General features: G+C 62.0%; 11 protein-coding genes. 8 read left to right on the top strand and 3 right to left on the bottom strand.

The genetic code is table 11. The features are described 5' to 3' along the window. Nucleotides 1-2: 2 nt before the first annotated feature. From JM946_RS19660 to JM946_RS19650, 3 genes are all read right to left on the bottom strand, one after another. The gene (locus tag JM946_RS19660) at nucleotides 3-1,451 is read right to left on the bottom strand and encodes a TonB-dependent receptor domain-containing protein (RefSeq protein ID WP_203169065.1); all 1,449 of its coding nucleotides are present in this window, start codon (nucleotides 1,449-1,451) and stop codon (nucleotides 3-5) included. After that, the gene (locus JM946_RS19655) at nucleotides 1,403-2,527 is read right to left on the bottom strand and encodes a TonB-dependent receptor plug domain-containing protein (protein WP_203169064.1); all 1,125 of its coding nucleotides are present in this window, start codon (nucleotides 2,525-2,527) and stop codon (nucleotides 1,403-1,405) included. The genes JM946_RS19660 and JM946_RS19655 overlap by 49 nt, the downstream gene beginning before the upstream one ends. Before the next feature lie 447 nt (nucleotides 2,528-2,974). After that, complete coding sequence (locus JM946_RS19650) at nucleotides 2,975-3,925, bottom strand: LysR family transcriptional regulator (RefSeq protein ID WP_203169063.1); 951 nt, start codon at nucleotides 3,923-3,925, stop codon at nucleotides 2,975-2,977. 164 nt (nucleotides 3,926-4,089) lie between these two features. On the opposite strand from JM946_RS19650, the gene JM946_RS19645 reads away from it, so the two are divergent. The 8 genes from JM946_RS19645 to fba all read left to right on the top strand — a co-directional run bounded on the left by JM946_RS19645 (nucleotide 4,090) and on the right by fba (nucleotide 12,877). Then, nucleotides 4,090-5,562: a form I ribulose bisphosphate carboxylase large subunit gene (locus JM946_RS19645; protein ID WP_203169062.1), complete on the top strand. Its 1,473-nt coding sequence runs from the start codon at nucleotides 4,090-4,092 to the stop codon at nucleotides 5,560-5,562. 12 nt (nucleotides 5,563-5,574) lie between these two features. Beyond that, nucleotides 5,575-5,991, top strand: a complete 417-nt coding sequence (locus tag JM946_RS19640; RefSeq protein ID WP_203169061.1) for a ribulose bisphosphate carboxylase small subunit — start codon at nucleotides 5,575-5,577, stop codon at nucleotides 5,989-5,991. Nucleotides 5,992-6,070: 79 nt separating this feature from the next. Next, nucleotides 6,071-7,012, top strand: a complete 942-nt coding sequence (cbbX, locus tag JM946_RS19635) for a CbbX protein (RefSeq protein ID WP_203169060.1) — start codon at nucleotides 6,071-6,073, stop codon at nucleotides 7,010-7,012. Continuing rightward, a complete protein-coding gene (locus tag JM946_RS19630; RefSeq protein WP_203169059.1) occupies nucleotides 7,009-8,070 on the top strand; it encodes a class 1 fructose-bisphosphatase in 1,062 nt (353 codons plus the stop codon). Before cbbX ends, JM946_RS19630 begins: the two co-directional genes overlap by 4 nt. 10 nt (nucleotides 8,071-8,080) lie before the next feature. Continuing rightward, nucleotides 8,081-9,004, top strand: a complete 924-nt coding sequence (locus JM946_RS19625) for a phosphoribulokinase (RefSeq protein WP_203169058.1) — start codon at nucleotides 8,081-8,083, stop codon at nucleotides 9,002-9,004. 26 nt (nucleotides 9,005-9,030) lie between these two features. Next, nucleotides 9,031-9,744, top strand: coding sequence for a phosphoglycolate phosphatase (gene gph, locus JM946_RS19620; protein ID WP_203169057.1), 714 nt, complete (start codon nucleotides 9,031-9,033; stop codon nucleotides 9,742-9,744). A gap of 14 nt (nucleotides 9,745-9,758) precedes the next feature. Then, complete coding sequence (gene tkt, locus JM946_RS19615; RefSeq protein WP_203169235.1) at nucleotides 9,759-11,816, top strand: transketolase; 2,058 nt, start codon at nucleotides 9,759-9,761, stop codon at nucleotides 11,814-11,816. After that, the gene (gene fba, locus JM946_RS19610; protein WP_203169056.1) at nucleotides 11,813-12,877 is read left to right on the top strand and encodes a class II fructose-bisphosphate aldolase; all 1,065 of its coding nucleotides are present in this window, start codon (nucleotides 11,813-11,815) and stop codon (nucleotides 12,875-12,877) included. The genes tkt and fba overlap by 4 nt, the downstream gene beginning before the upstream one ends. Nucleotides 12,878-12,885 lie beyond the last annotated feature (8 nt).

Raw genomic sequence — 12,885 nt, 5'->3', positions numbered from 1 at the left:
CATCAGAAGTCGATGTTGAGCCGCGCATACCAGAAGCCTCCGTTGAACCCCATGGGCGAACCGGTCGGATAGATGGCGCCGCTGTTCAATTCAGGATTGGGAAAACGATCGGGTACGTTGTCGAAAACATCCTGCGCACCGACGGTGAGTCGATACCCCTGCCTGATCTCCAACCCCAGTTCCACATCGAACAAGAACTCACCACCGTACTTGCCATCGAACTCACCGCTGGCATCCGCGCCGATGTCGAGCGCGACGATGTATGAGTCGTAGTAGCTCATGCGCGTCATGAAGCTCCATGGACCCACCGCGTGATTGCCCGTGACGACAGCGCGATAACCCGGTAGCTGATCTTCGAGCTGTATCTTCCGTGTCTCGTTGGCCAGCGCCGTGATCCTTTCCAGCTTCGTGTCGGTCCAGTTGAACGCGAGACTCAGATTGGTGCGTCCGGCTGCGGTCTCGAACGGCAGAGTCGCGACCAGATCGAGCCCCTGCGTGCGCGTCTCGAAATCGTTGGTGAAGAACTGGAACGCACTCAAAGTAGTGGCTCCGGGTACGCCGCTGGCGTTGAGCTGATCGAGGATGGCCACTTGCGCCGGATCGGTGCGATCGATTTCGATCAGGCTGCTGAGCGCGATGCGATCTTCCAAAGTGATATTGAAGTAATCCAGCGTGACGTCCACCGGCCCGACATCGAAGGTGGTGCCGACCGTCCAGCTGAACGATTCCTCCGGCTTCAGCGGCGCGGCCGAGAATTGTCCGCCCGAGGCGACATCGGCCAGCGAGATGGCGATGGGATGAGTAGGCGGCAGCACGCCGGTCTCGCTCAAATTGCCCTGGATCATCTGCGTGATGGTGCGAACGATGTTGGACTGACCCGGAGTCGGCGCACGGAACCCGGTGCTCACCGTCGAGCGCAAGGCGAGGGCATCGGTCAGTTCATAACGGGCCGCCAGCTTGTAGTTGGTGGTGGTGCCAAAGTCGTCGAAGTCCTCCCAGCGCACCGCGGTGCCCAGAATCAATCGGTCGGTGATATCGGCCTCCAGATCCAGGTACAGCGCGATGTTTTCACGCGCGAACACGCCTTCGGATTGCGGCCCGTAGCCGCTGAAGCCGTTGGAGCCCGAGCTGAAGCCTTGTGCTGCGTACGGACCGATTTGATAGGACTCGAGCTGGCCGCGCTCCACCTCGAACTCCTCTTCGCGCCATTCGAAACCGAACGCGACGTTGAGCGGCGAGGCGAGGCCGCTCAAGGCGAGCGGGTATGACAGGTCGATGTTGAAGTTGGTGTCGGTCTGATGGTTCACGCCGGGCTTGAAGCGTGTCGGCGTGTCCGGCCCGAGCGAGGCGTTGACCGTGTTGTAGATGAGAAAATCGACCTCGCTGCTGCCATAGGAGCCGCTCACGTCGTAGCGCAGTCCGTTCGCGAAGCCTCGTTGAAAACAAAACATTCCGCATCCAGCGCGCCACCGGCCGAGATCAGAGCGAGCGCCGTGGGATCGGGCGCATCGTTGTTGATGGGCACCGCGGGGCAGCTGATGCCATTGTCCGGATTGAGGTCCGCGACCAGCAGACTCTCGCCTTCATCGTCCGTGTACACTGCGTCGCGCGTGTTGGGGTTGCGATAGAAAAAGCCGCCGTCGACCTCCCGAGTCGCGTAGTTTCCAAAGAAGTAGCCCGTCACCGAGTCGGTGAGCTCGAATCCACTGTTGATGAAAAACTTCATCGAGTCCTTGATCTGGGGCTGTCCCCAGACTTGTGCCGGATTCTGGACCGCGGTGTTGCCGGCATCGATCAGCGCTTGAGCATCCGCGCGTTGTGAGCTCCGCGAGGTGGGGTCCGACTCGCTGAACTCGAAACTTAGATTGGCGAAGCCATTCGCGCCCAACGGCAGGCCGACGTTCGCCGCGAGCTGTGACGTAGCGCCATCGCCCTTGTAGAACTGCCCGTAACGAGCTTCGAAGTCGCTGCCGTCAGCGGCATCCTTGAGTTGAAAGTTGATCACGCCGGCGATCGCGTCGGAACCGTATTGCGCGGCTGCGCCATCGCGCAGCACTTGCACCTCTTTCAACGCGATGGTCGGGATCGGGCCCACGTCGGGGCCTTGCGCACCGTCGGAGATGCCGTCGCCCAGAAAGGTGATGACGCCGCCGCGGTGTCGGCGCTTGCCATTGACCAGCACCAGTGTGTTGTCTGGAGGCAGGCCGCGAAGATTGGCGGGCCGCACCAGGGTGGATTCGTCGTTGATGGGCTGTTGGGCGACGTTGTAAGAGGGCACCAGGCTGCGCAGCATGTTGTCCATGTCCGGCGCGCCGACGCTTTGGAACTGCTCCACCGATATCACATCGACCGGAGCAACGGTGTCCACTGCGTTGGCTCGGCGTGAACCGACCACCGTGACCTCTTCGACGAGGTTGTTGGCCGGCTCGGCAAGGGCTTCGCCGATGGGAACGCTGCTGATGCCCAGCGCCCCGAGGATGGCCAGGCGTAACGAAACCGGCCGCGGCGAAATCGAATAATGATCCATGGTCGTCTCCCGTGTGTTTGTAGGTCGTGCCATTCAAACCACGAAAACGCCGGCTCCATGCCGGCACGACAGGTCGCTCCCCAGTGATATGACCTATCGCAGCGCCCTTGCTCGAGGAGCGCCGAAATCTCCTTTGGTCGTTGCAATCCATACGCGTCGCCGCTGCCAGTGCGTCGACGCCCGGAAAGTCGTGCGGGTCTCCAACGGACACGGCTATTGCAACAAGCTGGCCAACTCACATCGACGCGGCGCGCCGCGCCCGCCGGGCTGGCGGATGGGGTCGCAAAAATCGCTGGTTTTTATTTGTTTTAGCTTCTGTTTGTCTTTACCGATCGAAGCCTTTTCCAGAGCGCGCGAGGGCGCGCTGTGCGACAGGGCACAGCGCCGGAAGCTCTCCGGATTGGTGCGTGCGCCGGAGCGCTTGCCTCAAGTTGTAACGTGCGCCGTTCAGGTTGTCTCGAGCGGGATCGGTTTGTTTTCTTCGGCGGCCTTGCGGATGATGGTCGCGCCCTGTTCGAGCAGAAACGAGCGGAATGCCGCCGTGATCGGCGATAGTCGTTTGTCACGCAGGTGGATCACGTACCAATCGCGAATCAGCGGCAGACCGGCCACGTTCAAGATGACCAGCTTGCCGGTCGCGAGCTCCAGGCCCACGGTGTGGATGGAAATGAAACCGAGCCCCATCCCGGCCATCACGGCCTGCTTGATGGTCTCGTTGCTGCTGACTTCCATGGCGGGGTGGATCGGCACGCCACGCTCCCTGAACACATGCTCCATCGAAGCGCGCGTTCCGGACCCTTCCTCTCGGATGATGAATCTCTCGCTGCCCAGCCTCTGCAGCGGGATGCGCCGTTTGTTTGCAAGAGGATGGCGGGGCGATGCGATGATCACCAGCGGATGTTTGGCGAAAGGCTCGGCCACGGTGACCAGCTCGCGCGGCGGCCGTCCCATGATCACCAGATCGATCTGGTTCGACGCCAGTTGCTGGATGATTTCCTCGCGGTTGCCCACCGTGAAGCGAATCGTTACTTCGGGATATGCCGGAGCGAATGCCGACAGCAGCGACGGCGCGAAATATTTCGCCGTGCTCACCGCCCCAAGCTTCAATACCCCTCGTCGCAGCCCGCGCATTGCCGCGAGCGACTCGCCGGCGTCGCGCAGCAGATCGTTCACCTGAGAGGCGTACCGCAACAGCTCATCGCCGGCGTCAGTGAGATGAATCTGCCGGCCCACGTGCTCCAGCAAAGGCAGTCCGATCTCCGTTTCGAGCAACTTGATTTGCTGCGAAATCGCCGGCTGCGTCAGATGTAACTCTCGAGCCGCGCGCGTGAACGAGCGGTACTGCGCCACGGCGGCGAACACTCTCATCTGTCTCAATGTGACGTTGCGCATCGGCATGGGCGGGGAGCTCCTGGCGAACGGCCCGACGATGGCATAGGAGTCGGGCTTCGCTCAATAAGGAAAAGTTATCCCAGGGCCAACTATTTCGAATTGGACCTAATGCGTCGTCCGGGCCACGCTGTGTCCCGAGTCGACAGACAAGCGATAGCGAGGCGATGACCATGAAGAGAATCGGCGGCACTCGGGGCGCCCCGGAATCCGCGGCGGAACGTTATCGAGCCGGCGTGTTGAAGTACTCCCAGATGGGCTACTGGGACAGCGGCTATCGGCCCAAGGACACGGACGTGCTGGCGATGTTTCGGATCACGCCGCAGGAAGGCGTCGAAGCGAACGAAGCGGCCGCGGCGGTGGCCGGCGAATCTTCGACTGCCACCTGGACGGTGGTGTGGACCGATCGGCTCACCGCCTGCGATCGTTATCGCGCCAAGGCGTACAAGGTCGAGCCCGTGCCGGGCTCGCCGGGGCAGTACTTTGCTTATATCGCTTACGACCTGGATTTGTTCGAGCCCGGTTCGATCGCGAATCTCACCGCGTCCATCATCGGCAACGTGTTCGGTTTCAAGCCGCTCAAGGCGTTGCGCCTGGAAGACATGCGCTTTCCGGTGGCGTATGTGAAGACTTTCTCGGGACCGTCCACCGGCATCGTGGTCGAGCGCGAACGGCTCGACAAGTTCGGGCGACCGCTGCTCGGCGCCACCGTCAAGCCCAAGCTCGGCTTGTCGGGCAAGAACTACGGCCGCGTGGTGTACGAGGCGCTCAAGGGCGGGCTCGACTTCACCAAGGACGACGAGAACATCAACTCGCAGCCTTTCATGCATTGGCGCGATCGTTTCTTGAACTGCATGGAAGCGGTCAGCCGCGCCGAGGCGGCCACTGGAGAAGTGAAGGGCCACTATCTGAATGTGACCGCGGCGACCATGGAAGACATGTACGAGCGCGCCGAGTTCGCCAGGGAGTTGGGCTCGGTCATCGTGATGATCGACCTGGTGATCGGCTACACCGCGATCCAGTCGATGTCCAAGTGGGCCCGCAGGAACGACATGATCCTGCATCTCCATCGCGCCGGGCATGGCACCTATACGCGGCAGAAGAATCATGGCGTGTCTTTCCGCGTCATCGCCAAGTGGATGCGGCTCGCCGGTGTGGATCACCTGCATGCCGGAACCATCGTCGGCAAGCTCGAAGGCGATCCGAACACGGTGCAGGGTTTCTATAACGTGCTGCGCGAGCCGCGCAATGAACTGGATCTACAGCGCGGCATCTTTTTCGAACAGGATTGGGCCGGACTGCCCGGCGTGATGCCGGTTGCCTCCGGTGGCATCCACGCGGGGCAGATGCATCAGCTGTTGACCTATCTCGGCGACGACACGGTGTTGCAGTTCGGCGGCGGCACGATCGGTCACCCGATGGGCATTGCCGCCGGCGCGACGGCGAATCGGGTGGCGCTGGAAGCGATGGTGCTTGCTCGCAACGAAGGTCGTGACATCTGGCGAGAGGGGCCGTCGATTCTTGCCGACGCCGCCAAACATTGCGCGCCGCTGCGAGCTGCGCTCGACACGTGGGGCGAAGTCACATTCGACTACGCGAGCACCGACACGCCCGATTTCGTCCCGACACCGACTGCCGCCGCCTGACAGGGGACAGCCATGCGACTCACTCAAGGTACGTTTTCGTTTCTTCCCGATCTCACCGACGCGCAGATCAGCTCGCAGATCGAGTACTGCCTGCAACGCGGCTGGGCGCTGTCGGTCGAGTACACCGAGGATCCGCATCCTCGCAACACCTACTGGGAGATGTACGGCATCCCCATGTTCGACCTGAAGGATGCGGCCGGCATCCTGCGCGAGGTGCAGCTATGCCGGAAGACCTTTCCCAATCGCTACATCAAGGTGAACGCGTTCGATTCGACGCGGGGCGTCGAGTCGCTGCGCCTGTCGTTCCTGGTGGCGCGGCCGCAGGAGGAGCCGGGGTTCGAGCTGTTGCGCGAAGCAGGCCCGGGCCGCCAGGTGCGCTACGCATTGCGCTCCTATGCGACACGTCGGCCGGAGGGGCACCGCTACTGAGCCCGCCAGCCTGATCGGATAAGCGTTGATCGAAAGAGCCCGCCCGAGGCCAGTCGGGCGGGAGGGGGATGTTTGTGTCATGAACTCTGTTCTCAAAGACCCTGTCGGCGACGACGCGCGCTTCAATCTGGACGCAGCGTTTCGCGACTCCCATGTCGCCGATGTGATCGAGAAGCTCGAGGCCGAGCTGGTCGGCCTTGCGCCGGTGAAGACTCGCATCCGTGACATCTGCTCGCTATTGCTGGTCGACACTCTGCGTCGCCAGGCCGGCCTGAGCACCGAGGCGCCGTCTCTGCACATGAGCTTCACCGGTAACCCGGGCACCGGCAAGACAACGGTGGCGCTGCGAATGGCGGAGATCCTGCATCACCTCGGCTACGTGCGTAAGGGGCACATGGTTGCAGTGACCCGTGACGATCTCGTCGGCCAGTACATTGGTCATACCGCGCCGAAGACCCGAGAGGTGCTCAAACGTGCGATGGGCGGAGTGCTGTTCATCGACGAGGCCTACTACCTGTATCGACCGGAGAACGAGCGCGACTATGGCCAGGAAGCTATCGAGATCCTGCTGCAGGAGATGGAGAACCATCGTGACGATCTGGTGGTGATCCTGGCCGGCTACGAAGACCGCATGGATCGTTTCTTCCGCAGCAACCCGGGCATGTCTTCGCGCATCGCGCATCACATCGCCTTCCCGGACTACAGCTCCGAAGAACTGATGGCGATCGCCCAGCTGATGCTCGAACAAATGCAGTACATGCTGAGCCCGGACGCGAGATCGACGCTGCGCGAATACATCGAGCGTCGCCAGAAGCAGCCGCACTTCGCGAACGCCAGGTCGGTTCGCAACGCGCTCGATCGCGCCCGTTTGCGGCAGGCGAGCCGTCTGTTCGCCAAAAGGACTGCGTCGCTGGCCAAGCGGGATCTGATGACCATCGAAGCCGAGGACATCCGAGCCAGCCGCGTGTTCGCGGAGCCGGCGCCCGTGGAGACACAACGAGAAGGGGAATTGCAGACATGACCAGAACGTTGACCCGGTTCCTGATCGAGGAACAGCGCCGTCACGAGCATGCCACCGGCAACTTTACCGCGCTGGTGAACGACATTCGGCTGGCATGCAAGCGCATCGCGACCTTGATGGGCAAGGGCGCGCTGTCCGGCGCGCTCGGAGAAGCCGATACGGTCAACGTGCAAGGCGAGAAGCAGACCAAGCTCGATGTGCTCGCCAACGAGATTTTCATTCGCACCAACGAGTGGGGTGGGCAGCTGGCGGGCATGGTCTCCGAAGAAATGGAGCAACCGTATCTGATTCCGAAGGAATATCCGCGCGGCCAGTATCTGTTGCTCTTCGATCCTCTCGATGGTTCCTCCAACGTGGACGTGAACATGGCGGTTGGCAGCATCTTCTCGGTGCTGCGCTGTCCAGACGGCGTCACGGAGCCCGCGGTCGAGGACTTTCTTCAGCCGGGCACCGAGCAGGTGTGCGCCGGTTACGCCATCTATGGGCCCTCGACCATGCTGGTGCTGACGACGGGACGGGGCGTGCATGGCTTCACGCTGGATCGGGAGATCGGCGAGTTCATCTTGACGCATCCGGATCTGCGCATTCCCGAGACCACGTCCGAGTTCGCCATCAACGCTTCGAATTCGCGGCATTGGGAGCAGCCGATCAAGCGCTTTGTGCGCGAATGTCAGGAGGGCGCCGCTGGCCCCCGCGGCCGTGATTTCAACATGCGTTGGATTGCGGCGGTGGTTGCGGACACGCATCGCATCCTCATGCGAGGAGGCGTGTACATGTATCCACGCGACCGCAAGGACCTCGCCAAAGCGGGGCGACTGCGCCTGCTCTACGAAGCCAATCCGATCAGCTTCCTGATCGAGCAGGCTGGCGGCCGTGCCAGCACGGGGCGCGAGCCGGTGATGACGGTGAAGCCGGAGAGTCTGCATCAGCGCATCGGATTTGTTTTCGGAACGCGCGCGGAGGTGGAGCGCATCGAGCGCTATCACCGCGAGTACAACGATTTCGAATTCAAGGCGCCGTTGTTCGGCTCACGCAGCATCTTCAGCAGCCCAGCCTAGGCAGGTCTCCATGTCAGCGACACACCCGATCATTGCTGTTACGGGGTCATCCGGGGCGGGTACGACGTCGGTCATGCGGACCTTCGAGCAGATCTTTCGTCGCGAGGCCATCACTGCCGCCTTCATCGAGGGCGACAGCTTCCATCGCTACGATCGCGCCGGCATGAAGCAGAAGATGGCCGAAGCCGTCGCGAGCGGCGACTACACGTTCAGTCACTTCGGTCCGGACGCGAACCTGTTCGCCGAGCTCGACGGGCTGTTCAGAAGCTATGGCGAGGGCGGCCGGGGTCGTCGGCGCAAATATCTGCACGACGATCACGAGGCGGCGCCCTACGGTCAAAAGCCAGGCACGTTCACCGAATGGGAGGACCTGCCCGAGCAGACCGACCTGCTGTTCTACGAAGGCCTGCACGGCGCAGCGGCTCACGAGGAGATCCAGATCTGGAAGCACGTCGATCTGCTGATCGGCGTGGTGCCGGTCATCAACCTCGAGTGGATCCAGAAACTGCATCGGGATCGCGCAACGCGCGGCTATTCCACCGAGGCGGTGGCCGACACCATTCTGCGACGAATGCACGATTACGTGCATTACATCTGCCCGCAGTTCTCACGCACGCATATCAATTTCCAGCGCGTGCCGATGGTGGACACGTCCGATCCGTTCATCGCGCGGTTCATTCCGACGCCCGAAGAATCGTTCCTGGTGATCCGGTTCGCCAATCCGTCGGGCATCGATTTTCCGTATCTGCTGACCATGCTGCACGACTCGTTCATGACGCGTCCGAACACCATCGTGTGTCCGGGCGGCAAGATGGATCTGGCCATGCAGCTGATCTTCACGCCGATGATTCTGCGACTGATCGAACGGCGCAGGGAGTCGCTGGCGCGACGCACGCATCGCTCGAGCAGCGCGGTGCTGGAGCCGACGTTCTAAGAATCTCTGTCACGCGGAGGCCCGACATGCCCAAACTCATCGATTGCATCGACGCCGTCTGCTTCGACCTGGACGGCACGCTGGTCGACACCGCGCCCGATCTGACATCGGCGGCCAACATGATGCTGCTCATCCTGGGCGGACGGCCGCTGCCCGAAGAGCGCGTCGCCGCCTTCATCGGCGGAGGCATCGATGAGTTCGTGGCCAAAGTCGTCGAGGCGAGCCATGTGAAATCGGATCCAGCGCAGCATGCCGCGGCCAATGCATTGTTTCGGAATCTCTACGGGCAACGAGTGTTTCAGCACAGCCGCGTCTATGCGGGCGTGGAGCAAACATTGCGAGCGCTGCACGGACTGGGGCGGAAGTTGTTCTGCGTCACCAACAAGGAGAGCAGGTTCACGCTTCCGTTGTTGCGATCGGCGGGCCTGAGCGGGTTCTTTGCGTCGGTGTTGTGCGCCGATCGTCTGGAGGACAGAAAGCCAAGCCCCAACATGCTGCTCGCGGCATGCAACGACGCGGGCGTGAGCCCGTCACGCACGCTTCTGGTGGGTGACTCGGGCGCTGATGTCGGCGCTGCTCAAGCGGCCGGCTGCCGCGTCGTGGCGGTGGACTATGGATATCACGGCGGTGTGCCGCTGGCACAACTTCAGCCTGATGGAGTCGTCAGCCGATTTCAGGACATTCTCGAGCTGAGCGTCGGGGCGCAGCAGGGTTGTCACGCGTTGAGGGCCATCGCATGAGCGCCGAAATCAAGATGCGGCCAACGTCCCAAGACTCCCCAGCTCGGCGCGACGCCATCAACGTGTTGCGCGTACTTGCGATGGATGCGGTTCAGAAGGCCAACTCGGGGCATCCAGGCATGCCCATGGGCATGGCCGAGATCGCCGAAGTCTTGTGGCAACGTCATCTGCGGCACAACCCGGCCAACCCCCAGTGGTTCAATCGTGATCGCTTTGTGTTGTCCAACGGTCACGGTTCAATGTTGCTGTATGCGCTGCTGCATCTGACGGGCTATGACTTGCCGCTGCAACAGCTGCAGCGCTTCCGTCAGTTGCATTCCCGAACGCCAGGACATCCCGAGTATGGCGTCACTGCGGGAGTGGAGACCACCACCGGGCCGCTCGGACAGGGCATTGCCAATGCGGTTGGCATGGCCATCGCCGAAAAAGTGCTCGCGGCGCAGTTCAATCGGCCCGGTCAGGAGGTCATCGATCACTACACCTATGTGTTCCTGGGCGACGGCTGCATGATGGAAGGCATCTCGCACGAGGCTTGCTCGCTCGCGGGAACGCTGGGACTGGGCAAGCTGATCGCGTTCTATGACGACAACGGCATTTCCATCGACGGTCCTGTTTCGGGCTGGTTCACCGACGACACGCGCGGACGTTTCAATAGTTATGGCTGGCATGTGATCGAGGTCGATGGGCACGATAGCGCCGCAATCGATAATGCGATTCGCGCCGCAAAGGCGCGCGTCGACAAGCCGACCTTGATCTGTTGCAAGACCGTCATCGCGCACGGCTCGCCCAACAAGGCGGGCACACATGATGCACACGGCGCTCCGTTGGGTGACAAGGAGATTGCCGCTACGCGTGCCGCGCTCGGCTGGGAGCATCCGCCTTTCGACATCCCGCCTCATATATATGAGAGCTGGGACGCCCGGGCCGCGGGCGCCGCCGCCGAGGCAGCGTGGCGGCATACGTTGGCCGAGTATGGAAAGTCACATCCGGAGCTGCGTCAGGAATTCGCGCGGCGCATGCGAGGCGAACTGCCAGCGGACTTCGGCGACCACGTTCGCAGGTTGATGACGCGAACGCATGCCAAGGCGGCGACCATGGCGACGCGCAAGGCTTCACAAGAGGCCATCGAAGGCATCGCGCCGGTGTTGCCGGAGCTGATTGGCGGATCCGCCGACCTCGCGGGTTCGAATCTCACGCTGTGGTCTGGCTCCCAGGCAATCACCAGCAGTAGCGGAGGAAATTATCTCTACTACGGCGTGCGTGAGTTCGGCATGGCCGCGATCATGAATGGATTAGCGTTGCATGGTGGCTTCATTCCCTATGGCGGCACGTTCTTGACGTTCTCGGATTACTGTCGGAACGGACTGCGGATGGCGGCGCTGATGCGCATCCGCTGCATCTTCGTATTCACACACGACTCGATCGGGCTCGGCGAGGATGGTCCGACGCATCAGCCGATCGAGCATCTGGCGACGTTGCGCGTGATACCTAATATGGATGTCTGGCGGCCGTGCGACACGGTGGAGTCGCTCGCAGCCTGGGCCGCTGCAATCGAGCGCGCGGATGGGCCGAGCAGCCTGGTCTTCAGTCGCCAGAACTTGCCTTTTCAAACGCGGAGTCTGGAGGCGATCGACAACATCCGGCGCGGTGGATACGTTCTCGTGGAACCTGAGGTCGAGCCTCGCGCAGTCGTCATTGCGACGGGATCCGAAATCGCGCTTGCGGTCGAAGCGCAGAAGGCATTGTTGAGCGAAGGCGTGCCGGTGCGCGTCGTCTCGATGCCTTCCACCAACGTTTTCGATCGGCAGGATTCGGAATATCGCCAACAGGTGTTGCCGTCGAGCCTGCCATGTGTCGCCGTGGAAGCCGGCGTCCCCGATCTGTGGCGCAAATATGTCGGTCGCTCCGGTGCGGTGGTCGGCATCGATCGCTTCGGCGAATCGGCGCCAGCCGCGGATTTGATGCGCTACTTCGAATTTACAGCCGAGCGGGTGGCGGCCGCGGTGAGATCGGTGCTCCCGCGTGCGAATGCGGAAGCGGACTCAACGGCAGATCAAAAGGGGGCCACATGAGCCTGGTGTCACTGCGTCAGTTGCTCGATCACGCAGCGGAGCACAGCTATGGTATGCCCGCGTTCAATGTCAACAATATGGAACAAGTGCTCGCCATCATGCGGGCGGCGGATGAAACCGACAGCCCGGCTATCCTGCAGGTTTCCGCCGGCGCGCGTAAATATGCGGGTGAGGCGTTCCTTCACCACATCGTCCTCGCGGCGGCGGAAACGTGGCCGCACATTCCGATCGTGCTACATCAGGATCACGGTGCGAGCCCAGCCGTGTGTCAGGCGTCGATTCGCTCCGGCTTCACCAGTGTGATGATGGATGGCTCGCTGCGTGAGGACATGAAGACGCCCGCCAGCTATGAGTACAACACGCGGGTGACGGCCAAAGTCGTGGAGATGGCGCATTCGGTGGGCGTGTCGGTGGAAGGCGAGCTCGGCTGCCTGGGCTCGCTGGAGTCGGGCCTGGCGGGTGAGGAGGATGGCGTTGGGGCGGAGGGCAAGCTGACTCACGAGCAGATGCTTACCGATCCGGATCAGTGCGCCGAATTTGTCGAGCAGACGGGAGTCGATGCTTTGGCCATAGCGATCGGCACTTCGCATGGCGCTTACAAGTTTTCACGTCGGCCGACGGGCGACATTCTCGCGATCGACCGGATTCGTGAGATTCACCAGCGGATCCCGAACACGCACCTGGTGATGCATGGGTCTTCGTCCGTGCCGCAGGAGTGGCTGGCGATCATTCGCGAGCATGGCGGTGAGTTCAAGGAAACTTACGGCGTGCCGGTGGAGCAGATCCAGCAGGGGATACGCAATGGCGTGCGCAAGGTCAACATCGATACCGACATACGCATCGCCATGACGGGCGCGATGCGCCGGCTCATGAATACCGATCGCAGTGAGTTCGATCCGCGGAAGTTCTTGGCGCAGGCGACTTCGGCGGCGCGGGATATTTGTAAGTCTCGCTTTCTGGCCTTTGGGTCGGCGGGGCAAGCGAGCAAGATCAAACCGGTGTCGCTGGAGCGGATGGCTGACGGGTATCTCAAGCTTCAGCCGGCGCTGAAGATCGCTTGACGTCGTTG

This window comes from Steroidobacter gossypii (assembly GCF_016801985.1).
GTDB classification, from domain to species: Bacteria; Pseudomonadota; Gammaproteobacteria; order Steroidobacterales; family Steroidobacteraceae; genus Steroidobacter; species Steroidobacter gossypii.
Note: the sequence above shows the minus strand (reverse complement) of the source record. Positions and strands in the feature narration are given on the sequence as shown.